We start from the raw sequence: 18,465 nt of genomic DNA, 5'->3' as shown, positions 1-18,465 counted from the left end.
TGTAAAGATCAAACGTTCAACGCTTAGGGAAGCCAATCACATCTGCAACTGTCGTATTCCCCCCGCAGACGACCAGACCGATAACGGCATTCTCGGGCAAGTTGGCAGAAATTCGTTTTGCAGCAGGTATCAATGCGCCCGCCGCCGGTTCCGCCCAGATGTGCTCCTTTTCGGCAAAATCGATCACGCCTTTGAAGGCTTCCCGATCTTCAACCACAATCACTTCGCGGACTAGTTGTAACACAATATCCAAAAACACTTTGGAAACTTGCGGTACTCCGAGTGTGGATATGGCCGTTGTCACATCGATGGTTACCGGCTTGCGTTGCCGCATGGCCTGGGCCATCGAGTCAGAGCCATTTGTTTCCACCCCCCATACTCTGATATCTGGCGACATAGACTTGGCTGCGGTAGCAACACCGGAAATCATCGAACCGCCGCCGATCGTGGCAACAATGTCGGTAATCTCCGGAACAGACTGCAAAAACTCCAACGCCAATGTGCCGGACCCAGCAGCAATATGAACATCATCACAATCATCAATCAGAGTGAGTCCGTCTGACGCAAGTTCATCCGCCTTGGCAAATGCCGAACTCACATCAGGCGTCCAGATTACTTTTGCTCCAGCGTCTTTGATACGGTTGGCTGATGCTATAGGCGCGGTTTGAGGTAGGACGATCGTAACCGGTAGACCGAGCGTTTCGCACACTTCGGCGAGCGCAATGCCAAAGTTCCCTCCACTCACGGCAACAAACTGAGAGCCCTCGCTTTCGGTTGGCTTGGAAAGTAGCCTATTCAATACGCCTCTTCGTTTGAATGACCCTCCGATTTGCAGGTTCTCGAGCTTAAGAACGGTCCGTCGCCCCAGCATCTTCGAAAGAACAGGAGCTTCGATTACAGGAGTTACAATTGCCAGATTGCCAATACAATCGACTGCCGAACTGATGTCTTGCATGGATATCATTCATTCAAGCTACCTGAATGGAACAACTTTTCAATCGAAGTGTGGCGCGATCCGCGAGGAAGCGGGGTAGCTTTGGGCTGAGGCTGTGTGAAAACCGAGCGCTGTGATCTCTCTCGTCGAGTTCGTTTCCGCATCTCGTCCCAAGAGGCGCTCAGCTTAATGAGAGAGAGCAGATATCTCGGGTTTTCGAGCGATTGACTCAGGCCGCCGGAGTTTTCACACAGCCTCGGCTCGAAGCTGACCTCGCGAGCCTAAAATGTTGAATGATCACCTCCCCAGTCCCCGCTTGCGGCCGAAACTCCAGTCGATGCCGCCGTCGCCGCGCGCGACGCCGGAGACATGGCGGCCGAGATGTCTCTCCATCGATGGCGTCCAGGGCACGAGCTGGAAGCCGAGCCCGTCGTCGATCATTGCGAAACGTCCCGACGCGAGCGACAGACGCTGACGATAGGCGCCGGCGACATGCTCGCCGCTATTGGAGCGCTGAAACGGTTGCCCGGTCTTCGCCGCTATTTTCTCGCCGACCTCTTCCACCTCGCGTCGGCGCAGCGTGTCGATCAGATTGCGGCTGAAGACGATCCGCCGGCCCTGCCGCTCGGCCAAACCTTCCCCGATCAGATAGTCGGCCCGCCTGTCGAGAGCGCCGCGCAATTCAGCGCCGAACCCGCTTTCCGACAAGGCTGCCGGCTCGCGCGCGATGTTCTGCCGGTCGAGCCAGGTCGCCCCGGTTGCGGTGACCTGCCGTTCGATATCGAGATCAGAGCGAACCGCGAGTGCGACGCGGCGCTGGCCACGGGAATCGTCATAGGCGCGCAACTCGACGATCGAGCCCGGCGCGCTGTCGCCGGCGGCATTGAGATCGGCGAGCCTGATGTGATGGCTGCGTCCATCAACGCCATCGACCACGGCATAGGCCGTACCCTTCAATTCATCATCCAGCCCGCGCTCGACCAGACGCCCGACGATAGGCGCGTCGAGGCTTTCGGCCGCCAGCACGTACTCGACCGATCCGCGCTCGATGCCGCGTTCGGTCAAAGCGCGGTGCACGCGCTTGATGATGTCGCTACGCTCACCGAGTTCGCGCATGGTCGCCTCGGCCTTGTCGCCGATCATCCATTGACCGGGGCCGACCTGCTCGGCGAGGCCGAGTGTTTCCAACTTGCGCAGGCGCCCGACTTTCAGCGCATGGAACTCGTCGTGCCGCTCGCCCGGATGGGGTGCGAGATCGATGACTCCGGAGCGCCGGCCATCGCGCACGAGTTGACGGTCAAGTTGCGTCCAGCGCTCCGTTTCGATCTGACTTTCGAGTGTCCGGCGAATATCGAGATCGGTGCGTGGGCCAAGCTCCTGGGTTATGAGATCGCGCGCGCGGTCGCGCATGCCTTCCTTGATATAGTCGCGCGAGATGACGAGGTCTTCACCGTCCTCGCGGACACCGCGCACGATCAGATGGACATGCGGGTGTTCGGTGTTCCAGTGATCGACGGCGACCCAGTCGAGCTCGGTGCCGAGATCCTTTTCCATCTGACCAACAAGGTGGCTGGTGAAGGATCGCAGGTCCGACATCTCCAGCGCGTCGTCTGGCGAGACGATGAAGCGGAAATGATGCCGGTCGTCCTCGCAGCGCCCGGCGAAGGCCCGGCCATCCGCTTCTTCCTTTCCCGGCCCGAACAGCCTCGCCTTCTCCCCGTCCCGGGTGACACCGTCGCGGCGCAGATAATCGAGATGGGTGTCGAGTGGCGCGGCGCGTGCCGAATGGCGAACCACGCGCGCCTTGATGACCGCGCCGCGCGAGCGCGCGGTGATGAGACGATTGGCCTGGATGCTGGCGCGCTGGCCATGGCCGAAGCGCGAGCGGTTGCCAGAGCTGATGCGGCCGGAGCGTAATACGCCACCGCCTGCCTTCTTCGCGGCCGCCAGCGCCTGGGCGATGAAGGGACGCGCCGCCTGCGCACGGGTCGAACGGATACGGCCAGGCCGAATGCGGAACTCGCGGTCATCGGCCATGGCATGGTTCCGCAATGTGCGGAAACCCGAGCAAAGCCGGGATGTTGAGCACTCTGCGCACATTGCGGCGAGGCTGGGCAATGTGCGGAACGCGCCAAAAAAACCTGCAAAAACAACCGACCGACCAGCGCACAATGTGCGCCCTTTTATCCTGCCATCGGTCGGTTGTGGTTCCTGCCGCTCCCACTCCCGCGCGCCATAACACGCCAGAGCCCGAGATCATGCGATGAGAACTCCAACGCGTCATCGCTCACCCCCCGGTGTCATCCTGCGCAATGAAGATGGTCTTCGGGTGGGAATGATCCTCGCCATCGGGCTGCACCGGCACGGAAGCAGAGGCGCCATCCGTCTGCTTGACGATGGCGCGGTCCGCGACTGACCGGCGGTCAATTGAGCGCGGGACGAACAGCGGCGCCTCGCGCCAGTCGGGTGGCGGTGCGGGTACAGCCGGAGCGCCGGACGATGGCACCGTTGCACCCAGCGCCGGTGCAATCAGATCGACATAGGCGCGTGTTTCGGCTGGCAGCGGTCGCCCTGTTGCGAGGTGCTCGTCATAGCGATCGGGACCGGCATTGTAGGCCGCGAGCATTGCCGGGATCGTGCCGTAACGGTCGTACATCTCGCGCAGATAGGCCGCGCCCGCCAGGACGTTATCGCGCGGGTCGAAGGGATCGGAGCCGAGCCGATGTCGAATGCGCAGATCTTCCCAGGTCGCAGGCATGACCTGCATCAACCCCTGAGCGCCGGCATGGGAGATCGCGCGCGCATCACCTGCGCTCTCTGCGCCCATGACGGTGGCAATCCAGTGTTCGGGAATTCCGAACCGCTGCGCCGCCTCGGCAATATGCGCGGCAATGGGATCGCGGACTTCGTGTCGCCCGGCGGGCGTCGGCTGTGCGGATGCGCCGCTGGTATCGAGCACGGCGATGACCATGCCGAAAAGGAAAAGGAGGGCAATGCGGCCGCAGGGACCGCACCGCCGCAGTGCTGCTGACGGACCGATGCGCGGCATCGTTCAGTCCTGCTCGTCGCGTTTCTTCGGACGGGTCCAGTGCAGGCCCCAGTCGCCTCCATCCTCGTCCGACTGGAACAGCCGGGCGCGCACCGGAACCGCAAAGGCTGGATCGTCGAGGACGACAGAGATGAACGTGCCTGCGCGGTCGCCGGTATGTTTCCATCCGGCGCCAACCTCAGGCCCTGTCTCGTCGCCAAGATGAACGCGGTAGGCCGGCGCGTTCTCGCTGTCGGCATTCTCGGCCGTGACGAATGTAAGCTCGCAGTCGAAGGACAGCGAGCGCATGCGACCGCCGTAGCCATTTTCCGTGCGCGTGAATTGTCCGATTTGGGGCATGGTGAACTCCTGTTTGAATGCGGTGGGATTGCAGGAAGGCGTGCGTCGTCACCGCGTCGGCGCGCGCCAGACGAAACGGCCATCGCCGTCTTCGTCGGTGTAGAGAGGGATTGCCCGGCCGATGACGGTCGTCGCCGGAAGCGGACCGAAATACCGGCCGTCGAGGCTGTCGGGGACCTGCCAGTTCATGAGGAAGAGTTCGTCGTCCGCGACGGTGCGGCAGCCGCTCCAGACCGGCAGCGGGCGGTCCAGGCGATCACGGTCGCGCGCTTCGCCCATCGCGATTCCGTCGACCGTGATGGTGTGGCCGCTCCGGCATATGCGCTGTCCCGGCACGCCGAGAACGCGCTTCAGGATCGGGACGTCGTGGCCGATGTAACCGCGCTCGACCATGAAGTCCTCAAGCGGCTCGGGCGGCATGACCGCGACAAGATCGGGGACGTTGAGATGCACGGCGGGGTCGATCCGATAAAGGCCGATCGGTGCGCTGGCCGACACGTTCCAGACGAGCTTCAGCGAGGTCGGAACGAACGCGGCCGCGGCGACGCCCATGGCGGTGAAGTAGGTGAGCATGACGTAGCCAAAGCGGGTCATCGTTCGATCTCCCGCCGCTTGAGCCAGGCCTGATGACGCTCCGGCGTGTAGGGACGCGGTTCCTGGCCAGCGCTCATCCGGTGCGCCACATGGCGCCAGTGATCGGGGGCGGCGTCGCATGGATCGACTTCGGCGGCTTCCACCGCGTCGATGTGCTGGAGCACCTTCTCGACCTTCGGCCAGCCTTCGATCTTGAGCAGGATTTCCCCGCCGGGGCGCACGAAGGGAAGCGTCTGATAGGCGGCGCCCGGAGCGACGGCGCGCACGATGTCGATGCGCGAGATGACCGTGCCATAGTCGTTGGACGCCCAGCGCACAAAGGCGAAGATGGCGCCGGGACGGAAAGATACGACGCGCCGTCGGCGGTCGATGATCCGCTCGCCGGCCGCACGGCCGAAGCGAATCCAGTATTCGATCCTGCCCTCGATCCAGGTCAGTTCGACATTGGTGAGTGCGTCGGACGTGTGGGAGGAGAGCATCGTACTTGCGCCGGCACCGGGGGCTGTTGTGCCGGTCATGAGGGGTCTCCTTCGTCATTCGGGAATTCGTGGGCGAGCAGGTCGCGCAGCATGTCGGCGACGGTGACGCCGCGCTGGAACGCGGCGATCTTGATGCGGCCGCGCAGCTCGGGTGTGATGTCGATGGTCAGGCGGGCGGTGAATCCGGACGGCTTGCCGTCACGGGGCGCAGCATCGGCTGATCTGATCCACTGCTCGGGATCGCCTGGTCTCGTGGCGAAGGCGCGGCGGTTTGGACGGTTGCTCATGGTGCGAGCCTTCCGATCTCGGCCGCGAGCGCCGCCACTTCCCGCGCGGCGATGCTGTCTGCATCGCACTCGCAAACGAGGCGGCCGGACTGCGCGGCCGACGCAAAGATGACGCGCTGGCCGATCGTCGCGCGCAGCGCGGGCGGGTCCTGGTCGGCGAGCGCATCACCGGTCTCGCGCGCGATGATGGTTCGTGCCGGACAACGGTTGAGGACGAAGCGCACTGCGAGCTGCGGACGGAATATCCGCGCCTCCTCGATCAGGCGCAGGATCTCCGCCGAGGCCCAGCCATCGAAGGGTGACGGCTGAACGGGGATGAGGATGATGTCAGCGGCGAGTAGCGCCGAGCGCATCAACCCCGCGACGCGCGGCGGACCGTCGATAACGACATGGTCGGCAGTGCGGGCGAGCTCCGGGGCTTCGTGATGCAGCGTGTCGCGCGCGAGGCCGATGACGCCGAAGCGCCGCGGCAGCCCCTCATGGCTGCGCCGTTCGGACCAGTCGAGTGCCGATCCCTGCGGGTCGGCATCGATCAGAGTGGCGGTGCTTCCGCCTCGCGCCCATTCGCCGGCAAGGTGCAAGGCGAGCGTTGTCTTGCCGACGCCGCCCTTCTGATTGAGGAGTGCCGCGATCATGAGGCGCCTCCCGGACCGTGTCGGGCAGGCGGACTGCTCGCGGCCGCAGCGTCGTCATCGCGTTCAGAGAATGCCGTCTGGCGTCCGCGCTCTTCCTCTTTTCGGTGTTTCGGAGAGCGGTTTTCCCCGAAAGGCGCGCCCATACAAAAGTTAGATTCTTTGTTAGACTCTAAGTTAGGGGGCCGATTTTCGCTTTGTGCGGAAGAGGTTAGATGCGGTTTGGGTTCCCGATAGCACGATGGGTCGGTTCCCGATGGCACGATAGTCCGGGTTCCTGATAGCACGACGGCTTCCACAGCCTGTCCACAGGGCGCGGGCTCGAACGCGAGCAGCGTGCGCCCGCCCGCTTCGATCTCGAGAAACAGCGTGTAGCCGGGTAGCGGTTGTCGCTGGATGATCGCGCGCAGTTCGAAGGCGAAGCGCTTGAACGGCGAGAGGCTTCCGGATTTGACGTAGAGGTGCCGGAAGTCGAACCGCCAGCCGTGCTTCTGCCTGCCGCCATGCTTGCGCACGATCCGGTAGAGCCAGCGCTCGATCCCGCCCGTGAGGCCGAAATAGGCGCGGTCGATGGTGAGGACGAGCGCCTCGTCCAGCACCGCCTTGTAGAACCAGTCCGGCACGATGAGCTCGATTCCGTCCGGATTGCCGAACGCGTCGGCGCGCTCCGTCCATTCGTTGATCCAGGAGAAGCGATGCATGCGCCGACCGGTCGCTGGAACATCGGATGTGCGTTCACTGCGACTTCGAGGATTGGCCGGCGGCTGTCGCAAAGTGGTCGCGACCGTCGTCGATTGCAGCCGATCGAGCGCGGCTATCAGCCGGCGATAGTCGCGCGCACTGGTGCCACGTCCGATGAAGGTGAGGATTTCGTATGGGGTGGTTGCGATCAGGCGCGACGTGCGAAAGCCGTTGTCGCGCGCCTCGACGATCTGGCTGGCCGCCCAGATCAGGATGTCCGCATCCCAGATTGTGGCCATGCCATGCTCTGGCACGGCTTCTACGCGGATGGCGATCTCGCCCGCTCGGAAGTCGATCGGCTCGACGCGGTGGGACTTGGAGAGGGAAAAGAAGGGATAGGCCATGAGGTCCTGTGCGTCGCGTGGCGCGAGATCGCTCGGCAGAGCGCGGAACAGCTCAAGCTGGTCCCTTTCCGATCTGCGGGGGCGCGCCGTCATAGGATTAATCAGCGGTTCTCGGCTGACGACGGATCGTCATGACGTTTGGCCGGAAGGACCGTGCCGACGCCGGGGTCGGAGGTGGATCGCTTGGCGCCACGTTCCGCCCAGGCCTGCAGGTCATCGACGGAATAGACGACACGGCCACCGAGTTTGCGGTAGGCGGGACCGGTTCCGTAGGTGCGGTGTTTCTCGAGGGTTCGGGCGGAAAGGCTGAGAAAGCGGGCCGCCTCGGGCGTTCTCAGATAGCGCGGCGGTATACCGGCGGTGGCTGCGGACATGATCGTGCCTCCGTGATCCTTGTTGGCGCCGCCGGATATCGGCGGAGCGTCAGGGTCACGGTGGCGGAGAAGAAAGGGCGTGGGGGAGTGCGAAGATTCGAAAGAAAATTCGCACCCCGATCGCTAATTTTGTTGGGATTGGATGTTCCGGCGAACTACCACAGCTATTTTGCGGCGTGGCCGAACCAGGTAGAGAGCGCCTCGCGAAGGCTTTCGTCGTTGCCGTCCCCGACCCATGCCACATGCCCGTCCGGTCGGACGAGCACCGCCGACGGTGCATCGATCATTCCCATCACCGGCAGTTCAAAGCGGCTTGCGATGTTGGCATCGACCACCTTTACGCGGTCCTGCCAACCAGAGATATCCAGGCGCTTGGATTCGTCGAAGTTGAGCAACAGTGGTCGTGCATCATGGAGAAGTGCGAACACGGTCAAAGAATGATCGGCTGTGGAGATGTCTAAGTCAGGCATGCGGCGCCCAATTAGTGGGTGACCGTGGCCAATATCATAGTGCACATCCAAGCCAGACATTCGTGCCGCGTACCATTTGCGCGGCCCGTCCATTTGCATCACCTCTGCCATCATCTGACGCAGGGCGTTGGTCCGTTCATCACCACGGTTAAGTGCAGTCAACGCCAAAGTGCTTTTGAGCAAGGCCGCGCCGACGGGGTGTCGCTCGTCGTGATAGGAGTCGAGAAGATCGTCCGCGGAAATCCCCTTAACCACCTGGCCGAGTTTCCAGCCCAAATTGACCGCATCCTGGAGCCCGATGTTAAGTCCTTGGCCTCCCGCAGGGGAGTGGACATGCGCGGCATCGCCTGCCAGTAGAATTCTGCCTTTGCGATAGGTTTCGGCCTGACGCGCTGCATCGGTGAACCGTGAAAGCCAGGTGACGTTGCGGACACTGAAATCCGCGTTATAGGCCGCGTTGAGCGCTCGACGAAGATCGTCGATATCCGGTTTTTCGCCGCGCTCCAGGTTCTGCTCCGTGATCACGCCGCGGAACCGGTTGGCACCCTCCAATGGGCCGATGGCATAAAGCCCCTTTGGCCCATGGCTGATGCCCAGTTGCGGCCCTGACATCTCCGCTTCGAAGATCAGGTAACTGATATCAGGATCCCAGCCCGGAAAACCGATGCCGGCCTTCTTGCGCACGATGCTGCGTCCGCCGTCGCAACCGACGAGATATTGAGCGGCGAGTGACCGACCATCATCAAGGGCGACGGATACTCCGTCGTCAGTCTCGGTGAATTCGGCGACCCTGCAGCCGCGATAAAATTGCACCGGCAGTTCTGAAACCCATTCGGCAAGTCCCAGTTCAATCTTCTCCTGCCACAGTGCGAGTGTGTAGTTGTGACGAGACGGGCGGTCGCTGGCATCGAGAACTGCTCCGGCAAAATGCACAACATGATGCTTTTCGCCTTGGGAAATGAAACGGTCTGCGATGCCGCGCTGATCAAGGACTTCGATGGAGCGCGGGTGCAAACCGCCGGCGCGGGAGCCGTCGACCTCCTGGTTCGGTCGCTCCTCGACAATGGCGACATCTGCGCCCGCCAATGCCAGTTCTCCCGCCAGCATAAGCCCCGTCGGACCGCCTCCGGCGATCACTACCTGATGTCTGGAAACATGCATTTCTCACCTCTAATCATCGGGAATCACACCCGACTTCTACGCAATGACCGGCCTCTTGAAGCAAGACAGTTCTGCACCATATCTATGTTTTGGTGGAGGTAGGTTCCGTCGTTCGAAATACTTCGAGCCGGATTTCGCTTCAGGCGCCGAACTTTATAGTCTCCGGGGCCTATCGAATTCTGTGACTGTAGAGCAGCGTTCTGTATCCGCCATTCACTAGTGCAAGACCGGTTCGAACACGGCGCATAACCGTGTCTCTTTGGGGCGCTGATTTCCACGATATGGCGTTGACACGTTTCGTATTGAAAACGGATTCGGCGATCTCCTGGTAGCTTGCTCCTGCGTAATTGCCATCAACCGCGCGCAACATCTCGATAAGATGGCGTTTGCGTTGAAGTGGAAGGTGCCGGTCAGGACGCACACGGCGACCAAAAAGCACGTCGTGAAACCGATGCAGAGCGTCGACGCGATCTTGCAGTAGCTGGTCCATCAGCATGACGGCGGCCACTTGCCCGCTAGGAGGCCTGCCGTCGAGCGAAAGGGCAACGAACTGCTCCGCGCCGAGAAAGAACCGAAGATATAGTCCTTCATCGGCTGTCCTGGCGTACACGGGATCGGCCGTGAACGTTACTGTCGTCATGGTGGGCGAAGTCTGAGGCGTGAGAATGAGAGCGGCAGGATCGATGCGTGGTATCCAGAAAATGCCGGGGTTGGGCGCGGACAAGTTCGGTGCTATCGGGAAAGCGCAACCCCCAGTGCGCCGTCAGCGCGGTTGCGGCGTAATCGTCCGCCGGATCGGAAGCCGAGACTTCCTTTTCATATTCGGGATTGCGCCTGAGAAACTCCCAGGCGAGTTCGGAACGGTTCAGGCCGCTCAGATATCGATAGTGCGTCGGGTCTCGCCAGTTCGTGTCCGCCACCATGCCGATTTCCTCCCCGACTCTACGCGGTGGTTCGCAGGTCGTTGGAAGATCGCGTTAAAATTGAAACCTGGATAGCCGGGCAACCGGCATACAAAGATGCGTTTCGCGCATCACCTGTCAGTGATAGGCGGATCGAAGGAGATCGCGGTAACCGTTCTCAGTCATCCAGTGGGCGCGAGCGAGATGCGCTTCATGGACCTGCATAGCTCGTTCTGGATGTTCGTCGGGATCAAGGCCAAAGATGACGCGCACGACTTCAGCCCAATGCGCGGCATCGGCCTCCGCATCGAGCAAGCGAAGATAGGTCGCAAAATGCGCACGATCGTATTCGGTCAGGTGTTCGCTGTGCGGCGGCTCGTCCAGAAAGTCAGCTTGCCCCATCCGTCCCCCAGTCTCTTGGCGCAAGGCCTCGATGCATATGGTTAGCGTAAATTGACAAATTTTGTAGAGGTGCGCCGAAAAATCGCTGCGAAAGGTGTGGCGCATTGCGCCTGACACCTCCGTCGTCAGGCCAGCGCTCCTGGCTGGTTAGGGTTCGCGGCATCGACAATCATCACTCCTTCGCCTCGGTCGGAGGACAGGAAGACGATGCCAGCTGCTTCCAGCGCCCGGCGTATCTGGTCGCATGTGCTCTCATGCACCTTGAGTCCGTTGACGGACTCGAGGCGCTTGAGCGCGGTCAGCGAAACCAGGGCCTTTTCAGCGAGCATCTCTTGTGTCCAACCGAGCAATGCGCGCGCGGCCCGTGCCTGTCGGGCGGTGATCATGCATGATCACCTCCTACAGACCCCGGCATTCACGCCACTAAAACGACTTCTCTATTCGGACCAACCGGATAGCGGGGAATCCCTCACTCCCCAGCGGCTCATTTACATACTATAGTTGATAAACTTAAAGTATGTAAATCGCGATCTTCCTGCGCATGGATATGCGCAAATTGGTCGGCCGGAACTTCGCCCGCCTGCGTCGGGAGAAGGGCCTGACGCAGGAAGAGGTCGAAGCGCGTTCCGGCTTCAGCCAACAATATCTCAGCAGCCTCGAACGCGGCCGGAGGAACCCAACCGTGATCACGTTGTTTGAACTCGCCCAGGCTCTCGGCGTCAGCCATGTGGATCTGGTCGAGCCCGACGACGAGGTTTGAGCGGCACGCCCGCGAGGATCATGCTTCTCTTCGTGGTCGGTACAAGACCGCCACAGGATGGGATCAGAGGAGCCGGCGGGACAATCTATTTTGCGACGTCACCTCGGCATCGGCCTTGGCGGTCAAGTCGTATTTGCGCGCTCGCCGTTCCCCGTCCCCTCGCGGGGATGTGCCTCGACCGGACTGTGCCCGGTCGAACCTTAAACAGATGACGCAGCGGTTTCCGGCCGCTTGCCCCAGTCGAATTCCGATCCGTCGATCCACATGCGATGAAGGATCACAGCGATCTTGCGCGCCAGCGCGATGATCGCTTTCTTGTGGCCTCGGCGTCGCGAAATCTGTGCGCCCCAAGCCTTGAGCGCTGACCAACGTTTCACCCGTGTCAACAGCACCTGCGCCGCTTCGTAAAGAAGGCTTCGCATCATCTCATCGCCCCATCTCGAGATGCGTCCGTTGCGGTCGACTTCACCGGATTGCTGCTTGCGAGGTGTCAGTCCGAAGTGGGCGCCGACTGTGCGCGAGCGCGTAAAACGCGACGGAACATCGACCGTTGCCCGAAAGGTCAGTGCGACAAGTGGGCCGACGCCGGGAACCGTCATGAAGCGTCGCGTCACCTCGTCATGCTTCGCCAATCGAACGAGCATATCGTCCAACCGGCCGAATTGCTCTCGCAAGGAGCGTCTTGCCAACAGGAGAGCGTCGGCCACGGCGTGCAGGTCGGTATCGGCGATCAGTTCCCGCACCCGTGGTTCGAAGTCGCGCGGCGTCACCTTTCCGAGGTGATAGCCGAAGTTGCGGATGAGGCCGCGGATTTCGTTCTCGACATCCTGAAGCTTGTTCCGCAGAAGTTGCCGTGCGGTCAGGATCGTGCGCAGGCGTTGGCTGTTCGGCGTCTTGACGTGGACCGGTTTGAACAATCCGACGCGCATCATCTGGGCGATCCCGCGCGCGTCGTGCCGGTCGGTCTTGTTGAGCTGAGCGGCGAGCGCCGCTTTCATGTGCCGGGTCTCGACGCAGACGACCGGGATACCGGCTTCAGCCAACCGCCCATAGATGTGTTGCGATAGCATTCCGGCCTCGAGGCCGACACGAACAATCGGAAACCGAAGTGACAGGATATGCTGTGCAATCTCCTCCGGATCCGAGGAGAGCTTGCGTTCGTGTACCACCTGGCCATCGTGATCGACGATGCAGAGATTGACGGTGCGGGCCGAGACATCCAGCCCTATATAGTGCCTTTGGGACATGCCGATTCCCCTTTCGAATTAAGGACCGGCACTTCTCCTAACCAATCTTCAAACGGTTTTGTAAACTACGACTATTTCAGTCGTTCTTTGCTGAGAGGCAGCAGCGCGGCGGACAAATCATTTCTTCCCGGTAGTAATTAGAGCTTAGCTGTTCAGACCCTGTCGCTGCCGCAGCGGCAAATTTCAATGAAGGCGCGGAGCGGCGCGGTTGTAAAACGGCTTGGATAGTAGAGACGCGGGCCGTTCCGAGAAGGCCACATATTCGGCAGAACGGGAACGAGCGTTCCGGCGGCGAAGTCTTCCTCCAACCAATTACGGAAAGTCCCAATGATGCCGATCCCGGTCCTGGCGTAGCGAAGTCCCGTGTCGAGAGCGTTCACGCTCAGGATCAGGCGTGTCGCAGGCTGGACGGTGACCGTTCGAAAATCATCGACGAGGCTCCACGGCAGCAGAGGACCATCCGGCAGGCGATAGCGGATCGCATCGTGCCGGGTCAGTTCTTCGGGGCTCCGGGGCGTACCTCGTGCCTCCAGGTAAGCCGGTGACGCTGCAAGGGCACTCTGCTGGGTCCGGGGGCCGATCGGGATAGACACCATGTCCTTTTCGAGGGCGTCGTCATAGCGGATGCCCGCATCGCAGCCCGCCTTGACGATATCGACGAGACCGTTCTCGACCACGATTTCGACCTCGACGTCGGGATGACGGGCGTGGAATTTCGACAGGAGCGGCGGAAGGATGTCCGGCATCACTGCCCCGGGTACGTTAAGCGTCAGCCGGCCCCGCACGCGGCCCGCCGTGTCGGCGGCCTCGGCGCAGGCTTCCTCGAGCCCGGCGAACAAAGGGGCGATCCGGTCCGCCAGTGCCTGACCTGCGTCTGTCGTGGCCACGCTGCGGGTCGTGCGACGCAGGAGTGGCACGCCGAGGCTAGCCTCCATCCGCGAGATCGTCGTGCTGACCTTCGAAGGAGCGATCCCGAGGCGTCTGGACGCTGCCCTGAACCCGCCTTCGCGAACCACCACGAGAAAAATGGCCAGATCATCATTCGAGACATTGTTCTGCATAGAGAACAAGGTATTCGAAAATACGCGAATTGTCTCAGGGAAAGAGAACAATCAATCTCTCTCCATCAGCCCGCGATCACTTACCGCGCAGCGGACCCACCGAGGAGATTGAGACATGCTTATTGTGACAGGCGCGACCGGCCAACTCGGCCGCAGGATCGTCGAACACCTTCTGCAACATGTGCCTGCCGAACGCATCGGCGTCAGCGTTCGCGACCCGGATCGCGCGGGCGACCTCATGCGGGCCGGCGTGCGGGTGCGCCGGGGCGATTACGACGATCCCGACAGCCTGCGTCATGCGTGGAACGGGGCCGAGCGGATTTTATTGGTCTCGTCGAATGCGGCGGCAAAGGGGGGAGATCCGTTGAAGCAGCATAGGGCCGCGATCGGAGTGGCGCGCGAACTGGGTGTCGGCCGCGTGCTTTATACCAGCCAGGTCTCCTGCGCGCTCGACTCGCACTTCCCGCCAGGGCGGGATCACGCTGCGACCGAGAAGATGTTGGCGGACTCGGGCCTGCCCTGGACGTCCTTACGCCACGGCTTCTACGCGGCGAGCGCCGTTGCCATGAACGCGAACGGACTCGAGGCTGGGACGCTGACCGGCCCCGAGGACGGAAAGGTAGCCTGGACGACCCACGACGATCTTGCCGCCGCCGATGCCATCCTGCTGGCGCGCGGCGAGACGTTCGACGGTCCGACACCGCCGCTGACTGGCAGCGAGGCCCTCGACCTCGCCGACCTCGCGCGGCTGGCAACGGACGTCCTGGGACGGCCCATCGCGCGAGAAATCGTCGAGGAAGATTCCATGGAACGCCATGCTCGGGAGAATGGCATACCTGAGGGTGCTATCGCCGTCATGCTGGGATACTTCCGTGCAGCCCGAGCGGGCGAGTTTGATCGGGTCGATCCGACGCTCGCTCAGTTGCTGGGACGTGCGCCGACGCGGATGCGAGAGTTTCTGGCGACGGTGCAGGGATGACCACTGCGCTAGCGTTAGCGAGCCAAGACCATCGCGTTTTCGCGTGGCGAGTAAGGGCTCGAAGCCGTCGCGCGGGAACGACCGAATACTCCATCTATAATAGTCGCCTTTGCCAGATTTGTAAGCTGAAAAACCGTTTTGAATCGGGCAATCGGCGGGTGCCTGCGCATCTGATTCGGTCGCCACAAGAAAAGGCCCCGCCCGGACCAGCCGGGCGGGGACCTGTCGGGCCTCACTCGCCGTTGCGGCGGGTGGGACGGGACCAGATGAGGCTGAAACCGCCGTCCTCGTCGTCGAAGAGGTTGGCGTAGATCGGAGCGGTGAAGCTCGGATCGTCGAGCTTGAGGCCGAGATAGTCGCGGCCCTCGTTCGACTGCTTGGACCAGGCTGCCCCGATTTCGGCGCGGCCGACCAGGACGCGGTGGCTGGGAGCGTTCTCGCTGGTCTGGCTGGTTTCGGGGACGATGCGGACGTTTTTGGCCTGCACGTTGAGGGTAACGATTTCGCCGGTGAATTCGTTGCCGGACTTCTTGAAGGTGCCGATGGTTGCCATGGTAGTTCTCCCTTGATCACTGGTTTCGAGCCCGCACCATTGCGGCCTCGATGGCGATCGGAGAGGCCGGAGGCGATCGACGGCGCATCGCTCGCGACCGCAGCGTCAGCGGAGGATGGCGATCCGGCGGGTTTCTTGCCTCGCGAGGAATGGCGGCTCAGCCGGCAGGGGAAGAAACTTGACGGGCGTCATTGCGCCATAGGCGATCGAGGCGCAGCCGGCCTTCGGCCAGATCAGCCCATTGAAGAGGCCGTTAGGAGCGGTCGGCTCACCGGGATTGTTCAAGGAGAGAATGGCAAGACAGAACACCCCGGTTTAAGTCCGGCGAAGGCACGGAAATTGTCTGCGGCCCTGCGGGCCATTCCGCTTGATACCCAGCGATGCCACCTGATGCGGAAACAAGCCGCTCTGCGTCCGGCACCGGTCGCGCGTTTCGGGGCAAATCACGCCATGCCGTCCGGGAGTGCCGGCGCTCAACCGAAATCGCCGATCCGTCCCGTACCGCGCCCCACATTGCTCACCCTTCGATTTGGGCGCGGCACAAAACCTCAGCCCCTGTCCCGGCTTCACCTACCGTTGCGTTCAGATGCTGGCAGGCGTCTGTCCGGCAGGCCCGGGCGGGGCCATTGAGGTCACGCGCACGAACGCCGTGATGCCGACCGCCACCGCGCCGATCACTGAGAAGACGGTCTGCCAGGTTTCCGACGGCATGAGATGTTTGACGATGCCGTGGGTGGCGTGGAAGCCTGCAACGGCGGCAGGTGCGACGAAGGCGAGCGCGACGGCGAGCTTCAGCCACATGGGCCGTGCGAACAGGATGAGGAACTGAGCAAGGCCGAACACGAGGCCTGCGCCGACAAGTCCGACAAGGATGCTGCCCGGCACGCCGGCTCCGGTCTGATAGGCCCACATCCCTGCCGCCGCGCCGCCAAGCGCCGGCAATGTGTAGATGGTGAGCGTGAACAGCAACCAGCATAGGACTGCAATTGCGGTGATGGATCCGAGAATAGCAATAGTCATGGTGGCATCTCCGTAAGGTGAGGTTCGAACGGTTGCGCCTCCACCACCACCATGGCGCAACGAGAGTATAGCGCAATCACAGCCAGCCTTGGAGTTGGCAGGTATGCGGCACGTGCATTAGGAGGCTGGCGCTAGTTACGTGCGGAAGCACCCGGGACATTAATCGTCCCGGGTGCCTTTAACTTAGAGTTTCAGATTGCACGCCTGCCGGATAACAACCTGTACCGGCGAAGGCGGCAAGTCCGGATCGAACTCACCTCGTGGCAACAGCGCCGGTTGCGCCATGAAGCGCGGCTCCGTCCCACCATGAGGTTGCGCTGCGTGGACGAGAAATGGATGGCAGAGATAAACCGTACCCGCCGCACCTGTCGCCATCTCGACGTCGCAACCCTCCGTCGAGGAGTAACCACCCGCCGAAAGCTGCCTCAGCGTTGCACCCGCGTCACCAAAGGGCAGCAACTCGCGCGCAATAATGGCGTGCGACCCTTTCCGTATCCTTGTCGGGGCATCATCCGAACCGACATCCGAAAACAGGAACAGCATCAACAAGGCGCGTCCGCTGGTTTTGACATTGACGCGCCATTCCATGAAATCGGAATTTTCGGTTCCGAAACTCATGTCAACATGCCAGCCATCATCGCCTGGTGACTGAGGCGAGGGAAAGCGGATCGGAAACGTTCCGAGTCCGTTGGGCGTTATCCAACGGCCCTCACCCACAAGCTGGTTGTAAGCTTTGCGCAGTCGCCGCGTATTGGCGGCCTCCACAAAGGGAGGAGAGGACTTGAACCCGATCCGGACAACCGGCTGCTTCCAGCTTTCCGGTTCGTTTGGGGAAAGGCCCATGTCAGCCCACAGTTCCGCCCTGCATTTTTTCGCAAGGTCGGCACTGAAAGCGTCTTCGACTTTGACGAATCCATCGTCGATAAAGCTCTGGACCTGACCAGGGGTCAGTCCGGTTTGTTTAGAATTTGGCATAACATTCTCCGTTCGGCCATCGCGTCAGCGGGCCGGTTGATCTTTTTAGGGCGCAGTTGCGCCAGAACGGGTCGAACCGTTCAGATCAGTGGGAAGAATGTGGACATGAACATCATTGGTCGATCCTATATCAAACTACTTTGAGGGCGCAAGGTGGTCGCTGGCGAAGGTCATTCGAACCGCCACACCGGGATGCCGAGCTTCCGAGCCTTGTCGGCGAGGTTCGCCTGAATGCCGGTGCCGGGGAAGACCATGACCCCGATCGGCAGGACGTCGAGCATCTGGTCGTTGCGCTTGAAGGGCGCCGCGCGGCCGTGCTTGGTCCAGTCGGGCGCGAAGCCGATCTGGGTGACATTGCGGTGATCGGCCCATCGGGCGGCGATCTTCTCGGCGCCCTTCGGCGACTTGCCGTGCATCAGCACCATGTCCGGATGCTTTACATGCACCTGGTCGAGCTTGTCCCAGATCAGCTTGTGATCGTTGTAGTCGGCGCCTCCGGAGACGGCGACCTTCGGACCGGCGGGCAGGAGCACTTCGCGGTTGGCGCGTTTGCGCTCTGCGATGAAGTCCCGGCTGTCGATCATCGCCGATGTCAGGGCGCGGTGGTTCACCTGCGAGCCGGTGCGCGGTGACCATGGTGATCCGGTGGTGCGCAGATAAAGCTCGGCGGCGCTGTCGCGGAAGACCTCCAGGCTGTCGCGGCGTTCTATGAGACCTTGGCCGGTCTCGATGAGCCGTTCGAGCTCGACGGCCTTGATTTCAGAGCCATCCTGTTCGCGTTGCCCGCGCTTCTGCGCCTGCTCGTTGTCGTCGAGCTTGCGTTCGAGCCGGTCGGTAGCGCGATGGAACATGTTGACCGTCGACCAGAGCAGATCGTCGAGTTCGCCATCGAGAGCCGTGTCGGCCATGGTGGCGATCAGCGCGTCGAAGATGTCGGAGACTGCGCCGGCGATGACGTTGTCCTCCGGGACGAGGCGTGGATCCGGACCGTGGCCGTCGTGGCGGTAGCCATGGAGTTCAAGTTCGTTCAGTGCGTGCTCGGTCGGCGAGGACTCGTGATGGGGTTCGAAAGTGTCGTCGTCGAGTGTCATCGGGTGGCTCCCTTTGTCGGTTGGCCGCGCCCGCCGCGGCCTTCATGGGCAGACAAGACGGCGGGCGGACC

23 protein-coding genes are annotated in these 18,465 nt (G+C 61.9%); 2 read left to right on the top strand and 21 right to left on the bottom strand.

Annotation, left to right across the window (positions count from 1 at the left end; translation table 11 throughout):
• Positions 1 to 16 precede the first annotated feature (16 nt).
• From RDV64_RS01845 to RDV64_RS01775, 15 genes are all read right to left on the bottom strand, one after another.
• Positions 17 to 955 (bottom strand): pyridoxal-phosphate dependent enzyme, encoded by a 939-nt coding sequence (locus tag RDV64_RS01845; RefSeq protein ID WP_309197589.1) that lies wholly within the window; start codon positions 953 to 955, stop codon positions 17 to 19.
• Between the two features lie 276 nt (positions 956 to 1,231).
• A complete protein-coding gene (locus tag RDV64_RS01840) occupies positions 1,232 to 2,971 on the bottom strand; it encodes a DUF3363 domain-containing protein (RefSeq protein WP_309197588.1) in 1,740 nt (579 codons plus the stop codon).
• A gap of 250 nt (positions 2,972 to 3,221) precedes the next feature.
• Positions 3,222 to 3,983 (bottom strand): lytic transglycosylase domain-containing protein, encoded by a 762-nt coding sequence (locus RDV64_RS01835; protein ID WP_309197587.1) that lies wholly within the window; start codon positions 3,981 to 3,983, stop codon positions 3,222 to 3,224.
• A gap of 3 nt (positions 3,984 to 3,986) precedes the next feature.
• The gene (locus RDV64_RS01830; RefSeq protein ID WP_309197586.1) at positions 3,987 to 4,322 is read right to left on the bottom strand and encodes a DUF736 domain-containing protein; all 336 of its coding nucleotides are present in this window, start codon (positions 4,320 to 4,322) and stop codon (positions 3,987 to 3,989) included.
• Positions 4,323 to 4,370: 48 nt separating this feature from the next.
• Positions 4,371 to 4,916, bottom strand: a complete 546-nt coding sequence (locus RDV64_RS01825; RefSeq protein ID WP_309197585.1) for a S26 family signal peptidase — start codon at positions 4,914 to 4,916, stop codon at positions 4,371 to 4,373.
• Positions 4,913 to 5,434 (bottom strand): DUF2840 domain-containing protein, encoded by a 522-nt coding sequence (locus RDV64_RS01820; RefSeq protein ID WP_309197584.1) that lies wholly within the window; start codon positions 5,432 to 5,434, stop codon positions 4,913 to 4,915. The genes RDV64_RS01825 and RDV64_RS01820 overlap by 4 nt, the downstream gene beginning before the upstream one ends.
• Entirely contained in the window at positions 5,431 to 5,682 is a 252-nt protein-coding gene (locus RDV64_RS01815) for a hypothetical protein (protein ID WP_309197583.1), read from the bottom strand. Before RDV64_RS01815 ends, RDV64_RS01820 begins: the two co-directional genes overlap by 4 nt.
• Positions 5,679 to 6,317: a ParA family partition ATPase gene (gene parA, locus RDV64_RS01810; RefSeq protein WP_309197582.1), complete on the bottom strand. Its 639-nt coding sequence runs from the start codon at positions 6,315 to 6,317 to the stop codon at positions 5,679 to 5,681. Before parA ends, RDV64_RS01815 begins: the two co-directional genes overlap by 4 nt.
• On the bottom strand, positions 6,314 to 7,492 hold the full coding sequence (locus RDV64_RS01805; protein WP_309197581.1) for a replication initiator protein A: 1,179 nt from the start codon (positions 7,490 to 7,492) through the stop codon (positions 6,314 to 6,316). Before RDV64_RS01805 ends, parA begins: the two co-directional genes overlap by 4 nt.
• 8 nt (positions 7,493 to 7,500) lie before the next feature.
• The gene (locus tag RDV64_RS01800; protein WP_230721431.1) at positions 7,501 to 7,773 is read right to left on the bottom strand and encodes an AlpA family transcriptional regulator; all 273 of its coding nucleotides are present in this window, start codon (positions 7,771 to 7,773) and stop codon (positions 7,501 to 7,503) included.
• 164 nt (positions 7,774 to 7,937) lie between these two features.
• Positions 7,938 to 9,404: an FAD-dependent monooxygenase gene (locus RDV64_RS01795; RefSeq protein ID WP_309197580.1), complete on the bottom strand. Its 1,467-nt coding sequence runs from the start codon at positions 9,402 to 9,404 to the stop codon at positions 7,938 to 7,940.
• A 169-nt stretch (positions 9,405 to 9,573) separates the two neighbouring features.
• Positions 9,574 to 9,894, bottom strand: a complete 321-nt coding sequence (locus tag RDV64_RS01790; protein WP_309199593.1) for a DUF2285 domain-containing protein — start codon at positions 9,892 to 9,894, stop codon at positions 9,574 to 9,576.
• A 97-nt stretch (positions 9,895 to 9,991) separates the two neighbouring features.
• A complete protein-coding gene (locus tag RDV64_RS01785) occupies positions 9,992 to 10,327 on the bottom strand; it encodes a transcriptional regulator domain-containing protein (RefSeq protein WP_309197579.1) in 336 nt (111 codons plus the stop codon).
• A gap of 117 nt (positions 10,328 to 10,444) precedes the next feature.
• Entirely contained in the window at positions 10,445 to 10,813 is a 369-nt protein-coding gene (locus tag RDV64_RS01780) for a DNA -binding domain-containing protein (protein ID WP_309197578.1), read from the bottom strand.
• A gap of 20 nt (positions 10,814 to 10,833) precedes the next feature.
• On the bottom strand, positions 10,834 to 11,094 hold the full coding sequence (locus RDV64_RS01775) for a helix-turn-helix domain-containing protein (protein WP_309197577.1): 261 nt from the start codon (positions 11,092 to 11,094) through the stop codon (positions 10,834 to 10,836).
• Between the two features lie 155 nt (positions 11,095 to 11,249).
• On the opposite strand from RDV64_RS01775, the gene RDV64_RS01770 reads away from it, so the two are divergent.
• Positions 11,250 to 11,468 carry a helix-turn-helix domain-containing protein gene (locus tag RDV64_RS01770; RefSeq protein WP_085816326.1) on the top strand — a complete coding sequence of 73 codons (219 nt, stop codon included), beginning with the start codon at positions 11,250 to 11,252 and terminating at the stop codon, positions 11,466 to 11,468.
• Between the two features lie 200 nt (positions 11,469 to 11,668).
• Here the strand turns inward: RDV64_RS01770 and RDV64_RS01765 are convergent, their stop codons facing one another.
• Positions 11,669 to 12,715: an IS110 family transposase gene (locus RDV64_RS01765; RefSeq protein ID WP_309197576.1), complete on the bottom strand. Its 1,047-nt coding sequence runs from the start codon at positions 12,713 to 12,715 to the stop codon at positions 11,669 to 11,671.
• A gap of 152 nt (positions 12,716 to 12,867) precedes the next feature.
• Positions 12,868 to 13,827 carry a LysR family transcriptional regulator gene (locus RDV64_RS01760; protein WP_309197575.1) on the bottom strand — a complete coding sequence of 320 codons (960 nt, stop codon included), beginning with the start codon at positions 13,825 to 13,827 and terminating at the stop codon, positions 12,868 to 12,870.
• Between the two features lie 64 nt (positions 13,828 to 13,891).
• Between RDV64_RS01760 and RDV64_RS01755 the strand changes: the two genes are divergently transcribed.
• Positions 13,892 to 14,755: an NAD(P)H-binding protein gene (locus RDV64_RS01755; protein ID WP_085816323.1), complete on the top strand. Its 864-nt coding sequence runs from the start codon at positions 13,892 to 13,894 to the stop codon at positions 14,753 to 14,755.
• Between the two features lie 232 nt (positions 14,756 to 14,987).
• Here RDV64_RS01755 and RDV64_RS01750 read toward each other — a convergent pair whose 3' ends face one another.
• The 4 genes from RDV64_RS01750 to RDV64_RS01735 all read right to left on the bottom strand — a co-directional run bounded on the left by RDV64_RS01750 (position 14,988) and on the right by RDV64_RS01735 (position 18,394).
• Positions 14,988 to 15,308: a DUF736 domain-containing protein gene (locus RDV64_RS01750; protein ID WP_309197574.1), complete on the bottom strand. Its 321-nt coding sequence runs from the start codon at positions 15,306 to 15,308 to the stop codon at positions 14,988 to 14,990.
• A 582-nt stretch (positions 15,309 to 15,890) separates the two neighbouring features.
• Positions 15,891 to 16,328 carry a hypothetical protein gene (locus tag RDV64_RS01745; RefSeq protein WP_309197573.1) on the bottom strand — a complete coding sequence of 146 codons (438 nt, stop codon included), beginning with the start codon at positions 16,326 to 16,328 and terminating at the stop codon, positions 15,891 to 15,893.
• Positions 16,329 to 16,511: 183 nt separating this feature from the next.
• Positions 16,512 to 17,303, bottom strand: coding sequence for a phytanoyl-CoA dioxygenase family protein (locus tag RDV64_RS01740; protein WP_309197572.1), 792 nt, complete (start codon positions 17,301 to 17,303; stop codon positions 16,512 to 16,514).
• 170 nt (positions 17,304 to 17,473) lie between these two features.
• Positions 17,474 to 18,394: a DUF2493 domain-containing protein gene (locus tag RDV64_RS01735; RefSeq protein WP_309197571.1), complete on the bottom strand. Its 921-nt coding sequence runs from the start codon at positions 18,392 to 18,394 to the stop codon at positions 17,474 to 17,476.
• Positions 18,395 to 18,465: the final 71 nt, after the last annotated feature.

The organism is Acuticoccus sp. MNP-M23 (assembly GCF_031195445.1).
Classification (GTDB): domain Bacteria; phylum Pseudomonadota; class Alphaproteobacteria; order Rhizobiales; family Amorphaceae; genus Acuticoccus.
This window is presented reverse-complemented; position numbering and strand designations above follow the sequence as displayed.